We start from the raw sequence: 15,982 nt of genomic DNA, 5'->3' as shown, positions 1-15,982 counted from the left end.
AATAATGTAAAGAAAATTGTTTGAAAATTTTGTCATTATTTGTTAAATTTTTCTATTCATTCAGAAAATAATGAAATGGTAGGAGACTTTTTGCCGTTGTTATAGTTCAAAAGAATGTCTGTTACGAAATGGGCAGGAGTGGAAAAATGTGATAATCATATGGCATGCGGGGATCTAGATAGATTTAATAGGAATAGGGGAAATTTACTATTAAAGGAGAATAAATGTGGAAAAAGCAAAAAAATGAATAGTATTTCCTTTTTATTCCTATATTGTTATTTTTTAATAAATCAGTAATCGATCGAAAGAACCATAATTTGGAAGTTGAAATGGACTTTGTACTTTTACGAGGATTATGGGAGAGAGTCTTTTGCAGGACCCATTAGTTCAATGGATATAAGGTCATACTTTACTCAGTTAGGGTTTTCCACTGCGTGTTAGTGCGGCCCCCTGATGTGGATCAAACATACTGTTGCCAAAGGAAATTGCGCCCTTAGTCTGTGTTCTGACGGGCTTTTTGGACGATTTGTCCCCCACACCTTTCGATTCGATTTCTCTTTGTCTTCATGAGGGGTGTACTGCCCGTTAATGCAGGATAATAAAAAAAGAGACATGGCAGCGATTGCCATGTCTCTTATACATTTTAACGACGTTTATTGCGGTTTCTTAAAAATGTTGGTATGTCAAGCGTTTCTTCGCCTTGCTGCATCGAGCGGTTTGTCATCTCTTGCGCAGGTTCTTCACGCTCACGCTTCATCTCACGAACATCGCGTGGTTTTGGCGTAGGTTTCGCAGATGTATTTCCAAACGAAGGTCTTGTTGGTTTGCTGTGATTAATTTCTACTTCATTAAAACCAGTAGCAATAACCGTAACTACAATTTCATCTTTTAAGTTTTCATTGATGACAGAACCGAAAATCATGTTTACATCTTGATCAGATGCGGTTGCCACAATGTCAGCTGCTTCTTGCACTTCATACAAGCTTAAATTTGATCCGCCGGTGATGTTCATAAGAACACCTTGAGCACCGTCGATTGATGTTTCAAGCAAAGGACTTGAAATGGCTTTCTTGGCAGCCTCTGCAGCACGGCTTTCGCCAGTTGCGACTCCAATTCCCATTAATGAAGATCCTTTGTTAGACATGATTGTTTTAACATCTGCGAAGTCAAGGTTAATGAGTCCAGGCACTGCGATTAAGTCAGATATGCCTTGTACACCTTGGCGCAATACGTTATCTGCTTCACGGAACGCTTCAAGCATTGGCGTATTTTTATCAACAATCTCAAGTAAACGGTCATTCGGAATGACAATCAATGTATCGACTGATTCCTTCATTGAAGAAATACCGCCGGCTGCCTGCATGGCACGTTTGCGGCCTTCAAATGTAAATGGCCGTGTAACAACCCCTACAGTCAAAGCACCAAGATCTTTAGCAATCTGAGCAATGACAGGAGCCGCACCTGTACCAGTTCCTCCGCCCATTCCTGCTGTTACGAAGACCATATCTGCTCCTCTTAAAGCTTCTTCAATCTGCTCTTTGCTTTCTTCAGCTGCTTTTTTGCCTACTTCTGGATTAGCACCTGCACCAAGGCCTCTAGTCAGTTTTGAACCAATTTGCATTCTTGTTTCAGCTTTTGATAGATTCAAAGCTTGTGCATCTGTATTAACAGCGATGAAGTCTACTCCCTGAACCCCGTGTTCTATCATACGGTTAACAGCATTGTTTCCTCCGCCGCCAACCCCGATAACTTTAATTGTTGCCATTCCATCAATATTGCTTTCAAACTCCAACATACAAAATCCTCCTAATCCATCGAATGACTTCCTCTTGATGCATGTTATTCAAAGAAGTAACCAAAGAATTTTTTTACTTTGCTTTCTTTTTTCTCTTCTTTTTCTTTAGGTTTCGAACGCTGCTGCTGCTGAGGCTCTCTATGCGATGAAGCCTCAACTTTTTCAGGAACAACATTCGAACTGATGCTTCTGCCTTGAATTTTCGCATTTTTATAGGCAAATTGAATCAATCCTACTCCTGTCATATATTGAGGTTCTCTCACTCCAATATAATCTGGGCTTGCAATACGAACATTATTTTGGAGAACAGCTTGAGAAATTTCCAGCACGCCCGGCATACTGACTGTTCCGCCAGTCAAGACAAATCCGCCAGGCAAGTCTCTAACACCGAGTCTCTTAATCTCATGCTGAACCAATTCAAACATTTCTTCAAGTCTAGCTTCTATAATATCAGATATTTCCAACTGATTGAATTGCTGTTTTTGATCTGTGCCGATAATAGCTGCTTCAAACACTTCGTCTTCTGAAGCATAATCATAGAAAGCATGTCCATGTTTTACTTTAACACGTTCTGCTTCATCAGTTGTTGTGCGAAGACCGATTGAGAGGTCTTTCGTGATATTTTCTCCTCCGATAGGCAGAACACTTGTCGTTTGCAGATGACCATGTTCAAACACGGCTATCGTGGTTGAGCCTCCGCCAATATCAACTAGTGCCACCCCAAGGTTTTTCTCATCTTTTGATAAAGCTACAGCTCCTGAAGCAAGCGGCTGCAGGCAAATATCAGTAATTTCCAGTCCTGCTTTCTCTACACAGCGCAGCAGGTTATGTAATATCGTTCTAGATCCAGTAATGATAGTGCCTTCCATTTCAAGGCGTACTCCAATCATTCCGCGCGGATCACTGATTTCATCCAGACCATCTACAATAAATTGCTGAGGAATAACGTCTATTATTTCTCGTTCTGGAGGTATGGACATCACTTGAGCAGCTTCAATCACTCTGCGTATGTCCTCATTGGCTATTTCACGATTGTCACTGGATACAGCTACAACTCCGTGACAATCCTGTAATTGAACGTGATTGCCAGTCACTCCTACTACGACTCTCTTAAGCGGTATGCCAACCATTCTTTCTGCCTGTTCTACCGCTTTTTTAATAGAATGAACGGTCTCGTCAATATCAACGATTGACCCTTTTCTCAACCCTTCGGATTTTACATTGCCTACACCTATAATGTTTAAGTTATCTTCTGCCATTTCACCGATAATAACTTTAACACTGGATGTACCGATGTCTAAACTTACAAAGATTTCATTGTTGTTCATTCTATGGCACCTCCTTATCTCTATCATTTCCATTCTATTATTAGAGGAACAACAATACAATGAATCTAGTTTTACATATTTGTAACAAAGGTGAAAAATACTGTTATATTTGACTTCTTACTGTCACATTTTATCTTCCAGCCTCATTTAATGACTTTTCTCAATAAATAAATACTAACTTGAGTATTCGTCAAATCCTTCAGTTTCCCTCTTAAAAAATTAACTTTTTTTTAGTTTTTGCCGCGTTTGAGTCCAATTGGAAATTATTATTCTTCTTATGACAGCAATATTTTGAAAAAGCCTTACTCCAAAAGCAAAAATTGCTACCAAATACAAGTCTACACCAAGATGCACGCCTAGAAAAGCTAAACTTGCAGCTAAAATGATGTTGAAAAAAAATCCAGATACAAAAACCATCTCATCATACATATTTTGCAGATGAGCACGAATTCCTCCAAGCAAAGTATCTAGGGCAGCAAGTATGGCAATTGAGAGATAATTGGAATATTCACCGGGAATACGGAAGTCAGTGAGCAAACCCAATGAAATACCAAGAATTAATCCTAAGATGGGAAGCCACATTATAAATTTCCTCCTTCTTCTACCGGCTTCATTTTTTTAATGCGAATTGCATCGTCATAAGGCGGAATAACTATCCGGTCTTTCGGCTCTGAAATGGAAAGCCGCAAATTATCAATTGCAAAGTTGTCCATTGTTGTGGAACCATTCAAACGGTTAAAAAGTTTTTCTGCATCCTGTGAAATTACTTTAATTTCAAGCGGATATGAATTCAAGCTATAGCCATCCATTTTGGTTTGCCCATTAATATCTCGTATGACTGTAGTATTTACAACGCGTCTGTCAGAGATCGCGATATGTTCTGCACCGTACGAATTCAGTTCATTCAACAGCCGCTTCAGCAAATCAGGAGCAATGTTTTCCACCTCTGTCTGTGCAACCTCTTCATCAAACAAAGGTTCAATTGTAATGGTTATGCCTGATCCGGTTACTTTTGTTATTCCGGCTTCCTTTTTCAGCTCTTCAAGTGTTTCCTTCAATGTTTTTTCAGCACTCTGACTTTCATCATTCTCATATGTATCAATGAGTTCTTCGTATTTCCGAATCTCAAGCAGGAGATTTGTTTGTATTTCTTGCTCCTGCTTAAGGGCTTCCCTTAACTGCCACATGTCACGTGTGTCTCTTACAGCAGGTTCCTTGATTGATTGAAACTGGATGGCAAGCATTAAACCGAATATCATTGTTAACACTGAGAAACTTAAACCCTTAAGATTATTCTTCAAGGCAACCACCCTCAAGATTTCTTTTCTTGCAATAATGGATTCATTTTTATTTCATTTTTCTTCTCAAGGGTAATCACTATATTGTCATATGCTATCTGCTCAACTACACCGCCAGCGATATTTAAAGCCTGATCTAAAACAGCAGGCTCTCCAATGGCCGTTATGACAAAGGGAGCAGGAAATTGATTGCCATCAACAGTAACAACTGGACCATTACAATATATATACGAATCATGAGATAATCTTTGTCCATTGATTGCGATTGCACTTGCCCCTGAAATTAATAGCTCGTTAATTACCTTGAAAATATGACCTTCGTGAACAATATAATTATTTACATTTTCACCTTCGGGAATGTAGGAGGAATCTTCAAGTGTGACTTCAATCCCCTCACCTGAAACGCCAAGCTCTCCGACATACATCCTGTATTTTTCAACATCTTCAACAAGATTAAAATAAATCTGTTTTTCATCTTTCAGATTTTCTTCAATTTTTCTTACTCTTTCCTGGTTGTCAAATAATTCCTTCTGAAGCTCTTTATTGCGTTCCTCCTGTTGGATAAGCATCTCCCTTGCCTTAAATTCTTTGCTCCATTGCGCAGAAGATATTCCATTATTTGGACGCTGTTCTTTTGTGAGCTGGTACGAAAAAGAAACTAGAAAACCAAGAACAAGCATGATTAAAGAGAGAACGACATACCTACCCCTCATTTTCATTTTCATTTTGTTCTGTCTCCTCCGGCTCAGTTTCTTCTATTGCTTCCTCCCCTTCTGCAGGTTCAGCTTTTTCAGATTTTTTATCAAATGATTCGAAATATGTTCCGACTTCCATATGGATAATACCTTTAGAATTCGGCTCCAGCTGGCTGACTATCGCAGGATAATCCATCATTTTCTTTGAAAAACTGCGGACGGTGGCTCTGACCTCATATCCATCATTCATAAACAGGGTAACATGCCAAGGATCGGTTTTCTCAGGTGTATGATAGATTTCAGAAATCGCATTTCTCACACTTTTAGGAAGGCTCATAAGTTCCAGGGCCATTTCTTCAATTTCTTCAGCCTTTTCCCAGTCAATTAATAAGGGGGCATCGTCAGGAAATGTCCCGCTTAATGGGTCAAGTGTTCTCCCGTTTTCCAAAATGGGGGAGTATTGATCATCTTTAACAATATAAGCGACCTTTTGATATTCCTCAACAACAATTGTTACTTTATTAGGCAATTGCTTGTCCAATTTAATATTCTGTATCTGATCTAAATCAGAAAGAGCGTCATTCACTTCTTTTTCATCAATGCTCCAAAATCCCGATCTTTCTGTAATTCCACTCATTTTAATAATTTCTTCTTTCGATACTGTCTCATTTCCTGCAACATCAATGGAAGATACTTTACTAAGCGGAGATTGGAAGTAAATCACCAATAGTATGAGGAGGAAAAAAACGGATAAAAAAGAAATTAAACGGCGGTTTGATTTTTGTTTTCGATGTTCCTTCAGTTTAGGAACCCGGTCTTCAAGCGATACGACTTTTCCTTTTTCCACCTATAGTCACCCCTCATCCCGAATCACTTTCCGGGGCGTAAAATCATCTTTAAAAGAGAAACAAACGGCATATTGTATGCCGTTTAGCAATTGCAGATTTCTTAAAGATATTATACCACAATAAAAGGAAAAAAAGATAAGCTTTCTCTATTCATTTTGCCCTACAATTTCAACTTCTGTTTCCATTTTTACAGAATGTTTTTCATAGATTGTTTTTTTCACATAATCAATGAGATCCAGCACATCTTTTGCCGTAGCATTTCCAGTATTCACAATAAAATTGCCATGCAGTTCAGAAATTTTCGCCCCGCCAATCTGATATCCTTTTAAACCTGATTCCTGAACAAGCTGTCCTGCATAATGGGGCAGCGGATTTCTGAATACACTTCCGCAGTTAGGATGGTCCCAAGGCTGTGTTTCTCTCCGGTAATCTTTATTTTTTTGCAGTTCTGCTACGATTTCTTCCCTATTGCCTTTTTCAAGCTTTAAAACCGCTTCAAGACATATTCCTGGCCGTTTCTTTTGAAGAAGTGATGTTCGGTAAGAAAAGTCGAGTTCCTCTGCAGAAAGCCATTCTAATGTTCCGTCTTCAAATAAGATATGGGCTTTGATCAATATTTTTGACATATCTGATCCATGTGCACCTGCATTCATATAAACTGCTCCCCCGACAGAGCCAGGTATTCCGCCGGCAAATTGCAGGCCGGATAAACCTTGTTTACTAATGACAGTTGTCAATTTTATGAGAGAATATCCACCGCCGGCTGTAATAATGTCACCATCCACTTCTAAATGGTCAAGCCCTTTTCCAAGCTTAATGACAACGCCTTTTATCCCTGAGTCTCCTACAAGCAGGTTTGATCCGCGCCCAATCGCTCTCCAGGCTGCACCGCTTTTTGTTACGATGGCCATTGTTTTTTTCAAATCTTCAATACTATTAGGCTCAACGAAAATCTCAGCAGGTCCGCCAATTTTTATCGTAGTATGCTTTGCTAAAGGTTCATTATGAATCACTTTTCCTACATTCGCTTTTTGTAATTCCATCAAAATTTTTTCCATGACAGCCTCCTTAAAAATGAACGATTCTTTCCTGATGCTAATTGAAGAAGGTTATAGGAATCTTAGTCCGATAGGCACAACTTCTTTCCTGCCCTTATTTTCTATGAACACAACTCCTATGTCTCCTAGTCTATATATATTCTATGCCTGCTCTTAGTAAGCAGCAATCCTTATCTATTAGCCAGTGCCTCTAGTTCTTTAAATAGTTTCATTGAAGCGTCAGGTATGCCCAGCTGTTTGGAAGCTGCTTTCATTTTCAGCAGGTTCTCCTGATCAAGCAAAATGGCATCCATTTCTTTGATTAACGCTTTACTTGAAAGATCTTTTTCTAGTACTAATGTCGCTGCATCGTGATCACTCAAAGCTCTGGCATTTTTTTCTTGATGATTTGCCGTCACATAAGGACTTGGAATTAAAATACTTGGTAATCCCAGTGCCGTTACTTCTGCAAGAGTTGTTGCACCTGACCTGGCTACAATTAAGTCAATCCCATTCAGAACTTCAGGCATATTATGAATAAATGGTTTAATGACAACATTTTTCGGAAGAATCTTTACTTGTTTCATTACATTTTCATAATGAACTTCCCCAGTGACATAAATAATTTGATAATCTTTCTCTTTTATCTCGTCCATCATATCAATCACCGCGTCATTAATTGGTTTTGCCCCTCTGCTGCCACCCATGATCAGCACCGTTTTTTTGCCAGGGACAAGAGCAGGATCATTGTATTTTTTCAAATCCTCTGTAACAACTTCTGAAGCACGCGGATTTCCAGTCAATACTGTTTTATGAGCAGGAAAGTGAGCTTTTGCTTCATCAAAGCATATCGCAACCTTATCAACATATCGGGCAAGGAATTTGTTTGTGATGCCAGGCAGACTATTTTGTTCGTGTATGATCGTAGGGATTTGCAGTTTAGAAGCTGCATACACTACAGGTCCGCATACATATCCCCCCGTGCCTATTACAACGTCAGGCTTAAATTCCTTAATGTATGATTTACTGTCACTGACACCTTTAATAAAGCGCATAATCGTTTTTACATTATCAAGTGAGATCTTTCTTTTAAAACCCGAAATCTCGATTGAGCGAAATGGGATGTCTGCTGCTGGCACTATCTTTGACTCAAGCCCATTTTCTGTGCCTATATATAAAAATTCAGCGTCATGCCGATTTTTTTTGATTTCATTTATTAAGGCTAATGCAGGATAGATGTGTCCTCCTGTTCCGCCTCCGCTTACCATGATTTTCATATGTATCCCCCAAACGTATTCAAAAAGTGATAAACCCTGTTTTTCAACAGGGTCCCGTTCATCTATCCTGCGAGGGCAATTAATACCTCGCATATCTGCTGATATTCAATAAAACACCGACTGCCATCAGCATCAAAGTCAAGGAAGACCCCCCATAACTTAAAAATGGCAGCGTGATGCCCGTAACAGGCATCAATCCTGTTACAACACCGATATTGATCATGACTTGTATTGCAACCATTGTTATGATGCCTATCGCAAGAAATGAACCGTATAAATCTGGCGCACCTAGAGCGATTCTCACACCGCGCCATAATAATAATCCGAACAGCAAAATGATTAATGAGCCGCCAATAAAGCCAAGTTCTTCTGCCAGTATAGCAAAAATAAAGTCTGTTTGAGGCTCAGGAAGGTAAAAGAATTTTTGCCTGCTTTGTCCAAGACCAAGACCGAATAAACCTCCAGGTCCAATTGCATAAAGGGACTGAATGATCTGAAACCCGCTTCCGAGTGGATCTTCCCAAGGATTTAAAAAAGATGTAATTCGTTTAATTCTATAGGGAGCTGACAAAACTAGCCCTACAAAACCAGCAACACCAAGTAAACCAAGGAAAGCAAAATGACCAACTCTCGCACCTGCAACAAATATCATGACTATACAAGTTCCAACCATAACCGTTCCTGTCCCTAAATCAGGCTGAAGCATAATCAGTGCAAAAGCCATAAAAACAAATCCAAGCGATGGAAATAGCCCTTTTTTAAATGACGTTATTTTCTTTTGATTTTCAGAGAGAAACTTAGCTAAAAAGGCAATCATCGCAAGCTTCATAAACTCGGAAGGCTGAATCGAAAATGCGCCTACTCCAATCCAGCTTCTAGATCCATTTCGCTCCATGCCGATTCCTGGAACCAAAACAGCAAGCAGCAGAACAAAACAAACAATAATCAGCATTTTCGCCCACGTCCGCCAAGTCCAGTAATCAACATTCATCAGAAAGAACATGGCAATGACACCGACTCCCGCAAAAAGAAGCTGCCTTTTTGCAAAGAAAAAAGAATCATCAAATTTATAGGTTGCCCAAACCGCGCTTGCACTGTATACCATAATCAGCCCAATCGTCAGCAGCAGCAAGGTAAGGATGACTAGAATGAAGTCTGGTGCAGATCTTTTTGCCGTCAACGCCGAACACCCCAATATTGTGGAATTTAGGGCTCAGCGAGTGACCATACATGTACGAGCCCTTATTTTAGCTTATGCACGGCGTTCTCAAACATGTCTCCTCTTTGTTCAAATGTTTTATACTGATCCCAGCTTGCACATGCCGGTGATAAGAGGACAACATCTCCATCTTGAGAGAGATCAAACGCCGCTTTAGCCGCTTGTTCCACATTATCGACACGATTAATGACTTCTATTCCTGCCTCACTTGCTATTCTTTCAAGCTTTAGTGCAGTTTGTCCGAACGTAATGATTGCTTTCACATTCACTAAATAAGGAATAAGTTCATCAAACTCGTTTCCTCGGTCCAATCCTCCGGCAAGCAGAATGGTAGGTACATTAAATGCCTGCAGGGCTTTTGATGTAGCTAAAATATTCGTTGCTTTTGAATCGTTATAATATTTGACGCCTTCGATTGTTTTGATAAACTGCAAACGATGTTTTACACCCTTGAATGTTGTAAGGACCTTTTTAATCGCTTCATTGGATCCGCCATACAGTTTCACCACGCAAATGGCAGCAAGGATATTTTCCAGGTTATGTTTGCCCGGCAAAACAATGTCTTTGATTTCGATGATTTCTTCGTCATTAAACCAAAGGGCATTATTGAGTATATAACCGCCATCAGCAAGTGGTTTTGATACAGAAAAGTAAACAATTTGACCTTTTGATTTTTCTGCTGCCCGGCGAACATCCATATCGTCAAAGTTTACGACTGAATAATCATCCGCTTGCTGATTTTCGTATATTTTTGCTTTAGCAAGTGCGTATTCTTCTCTCGTACCGTGGTAGTCCAGATGCGCATCAAATAAATTAAGCAGCAGGGCAATCTTCGGCCTGAACTCAATGGTTCCCATAAGCTGAAAAGAAGACAGCTCTGTCACGATGACATTTTCAGCAGAAGCTTTTTCAGCAACTTCACATGCAACAGTTCCAATATTGCCGGCGATCATCGATTTCTTTTGATCAGCAATGAGCATTTCGTGTATGAGAGTTGTTGTCGTTGTTTTTCCGTTTGAACCTGTAATTCCGATTATATCTGCTTCGGAAATTAAATAGGCCAGTTCAACTTCCGTTACAATTGGGATTTTCTGTTCCAATGCTTTTTCAAGTAATGGATTAGAATAGGGAATGCCAGGGTTTTTCACAATATATTCCGTATGATCAAGAAGCTCAAGCGGATGACTTCCGCAAATGACTTTAAGACCTGCTGCCTGGAGTTTCTGCGCAGATTCATTTTCCTCAAATGGCTTCATGTCATTGACCGTCACATGAGCACCTAATTTATGTAATAATTCAGCAGCAGCTAAACCGCTTTTCGCAAGTCCTAAAACAAGAACATTTTTATTTTGAAAGTTTTGTATGCTTTTCAATTATAACCACACCTCAATATAGATTCCTAAAATGGCAAACACAAGTCCTACAGACCAGAATGTCACTACTACCCGCCATTCAGACCATCCTGTCAATTCATAATGGTGATGAAGAGGGCTCATTTTAAATACCCGCTTGCCAGTCGTCTTGAAAGAGATGACTTGGATAATGACAGATAGAGTTTCAATGACGAATACTCCTCCGATTAACACGAGCAGAATTTCGAGTTTGGTCAAGATTGCAACTGTGACAATGGCTCCTCCAAGGGCAAGAGATCCCGTATCACCCATAAACACTTTTGCAGGATGGGCATTAAAAACAAGAAACCCGAGTACAGCACCGGCAACTGCAACTGAAAAAATAGCAACATCATATTGAGATTGATTCCATGCAAGCACCGCAAATGCGCCAAAGGCTATTGCGGCAGTACCAGAGAGTAAGCCGTCGAGTCCGTCTGTTAAGTTAACGGCATTCGATCCTCCAACAAGCATAAATATGATCAAAATTACGTAAGCCCATCCTAAATCAAAGGAAAGTTCGGTGCCCGGAATTCGGATTTCTGAAGAAAAACCATATTGTTTAAAGACAATATAGAAAATAACAGCGATAATGATTTGTCCGATCAATTTCTGTTTAGACGTTAATCCAAGATTGCGCTTCATCACAACTTTTATGAAATCATCGAGAAAACCAAGCAGACCGTATCCGAACATAACGAATAGAAGCAAATACATTTCTACACTTGGTTCTGCAAATTTATAGCTCATAACAATCGTTGTCACAATGACAGACAGGATAATCATAATTCCGCCCATCGTCGGGGTGCCGGATTTTTTCTGATGTGATTTCGGTCCTTCGTCCCGAATGCTTTGTCCGAACTTAAGTCTTCTTAAAAAAGGAATAAAAATGGGAGAAATCAGAACACTGATTAAAAAGCCCATAATAATGGTAAATAATATAATTTGTTCGAGCATGTTTAGATCCTCCCTGAATCAGCCAAATGATACTTATTTATTTTTACGGATTCATCATATGAAAAAAGCAATTTTTTATGTTTACATGTGCTTAATAATGGCATATTTATATTTGTCTCATTTCTGGCTGTATTGTTTGTTGGATGTGTTAGCATTTTTTGCTTTTTCGTAAAGGCTGTTTTCGCATTGATTGTTGTTTTTGGTTATTAATTTTACCTGAGGATTTCCGCTGCTGACACTTGCTTTCCGCGGGGAGGAATGGGAGCCCCCTCTATTTCCCGCAGGAGTCAAGTGCATTCCGCTGCCATCCACTAAAGGTTTTAACCTTTTTTTCTAAAAGCAACAAACTTTACGAAAGAACCTTAGTAAAAAGATTCATTCACTGCAATCAATAGTTTCGTGTTTTTTTGTAATCATAAAATACACCTTAAAATCACGATGCGCGCTCGCTCTTAATACGATTGAAAAGCAACAATTTTAAAAAAAAAGATTTATTTTACAAGTTCATTTATAGCTTTTAATGCAACTTCGCGGTCATCAAAGTCAAAAGTTTGCGTACCGATTTGCTGATACGTTTCATGACCTTTTCCTGCAATTAAAATTACATCGCCTGCTTTAGCGTTGGCAACTGCAAAATAAATGGCCTGTTCTCTATTTACAATAGAGTGATAGTACTCGCCGCGCACTCCGTCTTCCATTTCATTTAAGATATCCATTGGATCCTCACTTCTTGGATTATCTGATGTAAATATCGGCTCATCCGCATATTTAACGGCGATCTGTGCCATCACTTTTCGTTTTGTGCGGTCACGGTCCCCGCCGCAGCCCACAACTACGAATGTCTTACCTTTAACAAATTGCTTTACGGTCGTTAGGACATTCTCAAGACTATCCGGTGTGTGTGCATAATCAACGATTACAGAAAAATCCTGTCCCCCGTCTACAACCTCAAATCTGCCACGCACACCTTCAATGGATTGAAGAGTAGCTGCAATAACAGAGGTTGGAACATCTGATGCGAGGCTTGCAGCTGCAGCAGCAAGGGCATTATAGATGCTGAATTTCCCGATCAGCTTCATTTTAACTTTCTCGGTACCAAATGGAGTTACAAGATCAAACTCTGTCCCGCTTGAAGACATCAAGATGTTTTTCGCCATTATATCGCATTCACTATCAATTCCATATGTGAAAACATGTGCAGCCGTCATATTCATAAATTCGGCTGACGCAGGATCATCTCCATTTAATACAGCATACTTCGGCTTGTTGTGATCAAATTTATTTCCAAGCTGTGCAAACAATAGTCCTTTTGCTGCACGATACGAGTCCATTGTTTGATGATAATCAAGGTGATCCTGAGTCAAATTTGTAAACACTGCGACATCATAATCACAGCCATGCACACGCCCCATATGCAACGCGTGCGAAGAAACCTCCATAATGGCACTGTTAACTCCTTTTTCCACCATAGCATTAAAGGTTTTTTGAAGTGTCAGGCTTTCTGGAGTTGTGTTTTTGACATTAAATTGTTCTTCTCCAATTTTTATGTACATAGTTCCAATCAATCCAGTGGTCTTACCCGCATTTTGAAGGATTTTTTCAATTAAATGAGTTGTTGAAGTTTTGCCGTTCGTGCCAGTCACACCAATTAAATGAAGCTTTTGAGTCGGCTGACCGTAAAATGAATCAGCAAGCATGGACATCGCTCTTTTTGAATTCTTCACGACAATAACCGGTACAGAAAGCGAAAGCGGCTTTTCAGATATAACAGCAGCAGCACCAAGACGGACAGCCTGTTCGGCGTAATCATGGCCATCTACTGTGTACCCGCTGATGCAAATAAATAAACTTCCTTCTTTCACTTCTCTTGAATCCATTTCAATCGAGAGAATGTCTGGATCTTCATTCACGTTTTGTTTGATATTTTGCAGCTGTGACAGCAGTGTCTGTAGTTTCATCATTACCAAATCCTCTCAAAACAAACGATAAGTTGCTTTTCATAATTTATAAATACAAAATAATCCATTTTTCAGGAAAACGCACAGTTCTTATTTTATCGTATCTTAGCTAAAAGAGCCATATCGGCTTTTCATTTCGTTTATAAAATAAAAGCATGGCAATCACTAATTAGTGAATGCCAGCTCAGATGTTTATTCTTTCTCATCTTTCTTATCGCTTTTACCTAAATAAAGACGAAGAGTTGAGCCTTCTTTTACTTTGACTCCCGCTGCCGGAGACTGCTGGACAACGACATCTCCAGTTCCTGAAATATCTAGCTTCATATTGACAAGCTGCTGTCTCAGTTCCGAGGCAGTAAGCCCTAAAACATTCGGGACTTTAACAAGTTTTGTGTCTAGCCATGTATATTCTTTTTCAATTTGATCCTTTCTGGGCTTCACACCAAGCTCTCTCAAGCTATCCTCCATAATGTTTCCTACAATCGGAGCTGCTACAGTTCCCCCGAATTGAACAGTGCCTTTTGGGTTATCGACTGCTACGTAAACAACTATTTCAGGATCATCTGCTGGTGCAAAACCAATAAAGGAAACAATATAGTTATTTTTTAAATAGACTCCGTCTTTTACCTTTTGGGCAGTCCCTGTTTTACCTCCTACACGGTAGCCATCAACAAATGCATTACGGCCGGTACCTTGAGCGACTACACTTTCCAGGGCATATCTTATTTGCTTTGATGTTTCTTCAGAAATCACTCGTCGTTTTGCTTCTGGAGCTGTTTTGCTGATCACATCACCTGTAATTGGATCAATCCACTCTTTTGCAATGAACGGCGTGTAAAGAGTTCCGCCGTTAACTGCAGCTGCAACTGCTGCCACCTGCTGAATAGGCGTTACAGAAACCCCCTGTCCAAATGCAGTTGTCGCCTGTTCTACAGGGCCGACATTGTCGACATTAAAAAGAATGCCGCGTCCTTCTCCCTGAAGATCAATTCCGGTCTTCTGGCCAAATCCGAAGTTATGAATATATTTGAACAATGTATCTGTCCCAAGTCTCTGGCCAAGTTCAACAAAACCCGGGTTGCATGAGTTTTGAACAACTTCAAGAAATGTCTGGCTGCCATGCCCGCCTCTCTTCCAGCATTTCAGTCTTGCACCGCCAACTTCGACAGAACCCCCATCATGAAAGTGTTCTTTTTGCAAGTCTACTTTTTTCTCTTCAAGCGCTGCTGCGAGTGTAATAATCTTAAAGGTTGATCCTGGTTCATACGAACTCCATACAGGAAGGTTGCGATTGTAAATAAGAGGATCGACATCCTTAAAATTTCCCGGATCAAAGTCTGGCCGGCTTGACATCGCAAGAATTTCTCCATTTTTCGGATTCATCGCAATGGCAATCATTCCATCAGGATTATAAGCTGCTTGTGCATTATCTAATTCACGCTCAATTATTGTTTGAACTTTTGAGTCAATTGTCAATTTCATGTTTAGTCCATCAACAGGCGCAGTATATTCATCCGCTTCCTCAGGCATTCTTTTCCCTTTTGCGTCAGAATAGAATTTTACATACCCTTTTGTTCCCTTTAACTGTTTATCATAGTACGATTCAAGTCCAAGCAATCCTTGATTATCGATGCCTGCAAAACCAAGAACATGCGAAAGATAGCTCCCAAAAGGATAATGCCGCTTAGAATCCTCTGCTATGTATACTCCTTTAAGGCCCAATGCCCGAAGCTCTTTTGCTTTTTCATGAGAGACTTTTCTGCCTTCAGGATTGATGCGCTGAATTGACTCTTTTTTCGTAATTAAATCATATGCCCGTTCCTTTGACATATTTAAAACAGCAGCCAGTTTTTCGGCAGTTTCTGCTGGGTTTTCCACTTGTCTTGGCACAACAAGGATAGACGGAGCGCTCATATTTGTTGCGAGCTTCACGCCATTGCGATCCAGTATTTCTCCTCGTTCAGGTTCAAAAGGAATATTCCGGCTCCAAGAATCCTTTGCAAGGGCAGTCAATTTGTCCCCAATAAAAAACTGAACGTATCCGAGGCGGATATCGATAATTAAAAAAATGAAAAATCCAAATAACAAGACCATAGCTAAACGCTTTCTGACTGTAACATTTGAAACGCGCATAGATTTGAATACCCCCTTGTTTAGGCTCGTTCAAATATATGCTTGT

At 39.8% G+C, this 15,982-nt stretch carries 13 protein-coding genes; all 13 read right to left on the bottom strand.

Annotation, left to right across the window (positions count from 1 at the left end; translation table 11 throughout):
* Positions 1 to 643 precede the first annotated feature (643 nt).
* Positions 644 to 1,795 (bottom strand): cell division protein FtsZ, encoded by a 1,152-nt coding sequence (ftsZ, locus tag CYJ36_RS04295; RefSeq protein WP_101565119.1) that lies wholly within the window; start codon positions 1,793 to 1,795, stop codon positions 644 to 646.
* A gap of 44 nt (positions 1,796 to 1,839) precedes the next feature.
* Complete coding sequence (gene ftsA, locus CYJ36_RS04290) at positions 1,840 to 3,123, bottom strand: cell division protein FtsA (protein ID WP_101565115.1); 1,284 nt, start codon at positions 3,121 to 3,123, stop codon at positions 1,840 to 1,842.
* 219 nt (positions 3,124 to 3,342) lie between these two features.
* Positions 3,343 to 3,705 (bottom strand): small basic family protein, encoded by a 363-nt coding sequence (locus tag CYJ36_RS04285; RefSeq protein ID WP_101565113.1) that lies wholly within the window; start codon positions 3,703 to 3,705, stop codon positions 3,343 to 3,345.
* Entirely contained in the window at positions 3,705 to 4,424 is a 720-nt protein-coding gene (locus tag CYJ36_RS04280) for a DUF881 domain-containing protein (RefSeq protein WP_374702770.1), read from the bottom strand. The genes CYJ36_RS04285 and CYJ36_RS04280 overlap by 1 nt, the downstream gene beginning before the upstream one ends.
* An 11-nt stretch (positions 4,425 to 4,435) precedes the next feature.
* Positions 4,436 to 5,134 carry a DUF881 domain-containing protein gene (locus CYJ36_RS04275; RefSeq protein ID WP_101565670.1) on the bottom strand — a complete coding sequence of 233 codons (699 nt, stop codon included), beginning with the start codon at positions 5,132 to 5,134 and terminating at the stop codon, positions 4,436 to 4,438.
* Positions 5,124 to 5,963 carry a cell division protein FtsQ/DivIB gene (locus CYJ36_RS04270; protein WP_101565111.1) on the bottom strand — a complete coding sequence of 280 codons (840 nt, stop codon included), beginning with the start codon at positions 5,961 to 5,963 and terminating at the stop codon, positions 5,124 to 5,126. The genes CYJ36_RS04275 and CYJ36_RS04270 overlap by 11 nt, the downstream gene beginning before the upstream one ends.
* 147 nt (positions 5,964 to 6,110) lie before the next feature.
* On the bottom strand, positions 6,111 to 7,022 hold the full coding sequence (gene murB / locus CYJ36_RS04265; RefSeq protein ID WP_101565109.1) for a UDP-N-acetylmuramate dehydrogenase: 912 nt from the start codon (positions 7,020 to 7,022) through the stop codon (positions 6,111 to 6,113).
* A 170-nt stretch (positions 7,023 to 7,192) separates the two neighbouring features.
* Positions 7,193 to 8,278, bottom strand: a complete 1,086-nt coding sequence (gene murG / locus CYJ36_RS04260; RefSeq protein ID WP_101565107.1) for an undecaprenyldiphospho-muramoylpentapeptide beta-N-acetylglucosaminyltransferase — start codon at positions 8,276 to 8,278, stop codon at positions 7,193 to 7,195.
* A gap of 79 nt (positions 8,279 to 8,357) precedes the next feature.
* Positions 8,358 to 9,458, bottom strand: a complete 1,101-nt coding sequence (gene spoVE / locus CYJ36_RS04255; RefSeq protein WP_101565104.1) for a stage V sporulation protein E — start codon at positions 9,456 to 9,458, stop codon at positions 8,358 to 8,360.
* 62 nt (positions 9,459 to 9,520) lie between these two features.
* Positions 9,521 to 10,870 (bottom strand): UDP-N-acetylmuramoyl-L-alanine--D-glutamate ligase, encoded by a 1,350-nt coding sequence (gene murD / locus CYJ36_RS04250; RefSeq protein WP_101565103.1) that lies wholly within the window; start codon positions 10,868 to 10,870, stop codon positions 9,521 to 9,523.
* Positions 10,871 to 11,845 carry a phospho-N-acetylmuramoyl-pentapeptide-transferase gene (gene mraY, locus CYJ36_RS04245; protein WP_101565101.1) on the bottom strand — a complete coding sequence of 325 codons (975 nt, stop codon included), beginning with the start codon at positions 11,843 to 11,845 and terminating at the stop codon, positions 10,871 to 10,873.
* A 491-nt stretch (positions 11,846 to 12,336) separates the two neighbouring features.
* A complete protein-coding gene (locus tag CYJ36_RS04235) occupies positions 12,337 to 13,803 on the bottom strand; it encodes a UDP-N-acetylmuramoyl-L-alanyl-D-glutamate--2,6-diaminopimelate ligase (protein WP_101565668.1) in 1,467 nt (488 codons plus the stop codon).
* Positions 13,804 to 13,995: 192 nt separating this feature from the next.
* Entirely contained in the window at positions 13,996 to 15,936 is a 1,941-nt protein-coding gene (locus CYJ36_RS04230) for a stage V sporulation protein D (RefSeq protein ID WP_101565097.1), read from the bottom strand.
* Positions 15,937 to 15,982 lie beyond the last annotated feature (46 nt).

This window comes from Bacillus sp. UMB0893 (genome assembly GCF_002858905.1).
Lineage (GTDB): Bacteria > Bacillota > Bacilli > Bacillales > Bacillaceae > Bacillus_P.
Note: the sequence above shows the minus strand (reverse complement) of the source record. Positions and strands in the feature narration are given on the sequence as shown.

Excerpts from the sequence above, each read along its gene's own strand:
- mraY (WP_101565101.1), bottom strand. The coding sequence starts at position 11,845 with ATGCTCGAACAAATTATATTATTTACCATTATTATGGGCTTTTTAATC.
- ftsA (WP_101565115.1), bottom strand. The coding sequence starts at position 3,123 with ATGAACAACAATGAAATCTTTGTAAGTTTAGACATCGGTACATCCAGT.
- murB (WP_101565109.1), bottom strand. The coding sequence starts at position 7,022 with ATGGAAAAAATTTTGATGGAATTACAAAAAGCGAATGTAGGAAAAGTG.
- CYJ36_RS04235 (WP_101565668.1), bottom strand. The coding sequence starts at position 13,803 with ATGAAACTACAGACACTGCTGTCACAGCTGCAAAATATCAAACAAAAC.
- CYJ36_RS04230 (WP_101565097.1), bottom strand. The coding sequence starts at position 15,936 with ATGCGCGTTTCAAATGTTACAGTCAGAAAGCGTTTAGCTATGGTCTTG.
- CYJ36_RS04285 (WP_101565113.1), bottom strand. The coding sequence starts at position 3,705 with ATGTGGCTTCCCATCTTAGGATTAATTCTTGGTATTTCATTGGGTTTG.
- murG (WP_101565107.1), bottom strand. The coding sequence starts at position 8,278 with ATGAAAATCATGGTAAGCGGAGGCGGAACAGGAGGACACATCTATCCT.
- CYJ36_RS04275 (WP_101565670.1), bottom strand. The coding sequence starts at position 5,134 with ATGAGGGGTAGGTATGTCGTTCTCTCTTTAATCATGCTTGTTCTTGGT.
- ftsZ (WP_101565119.1), bottom strand. The coding sequence starts at position 1,795 with ATGTTGGAGTTTGAAAGCAATATTGATGGAATGGCAACAATTAAAGTT.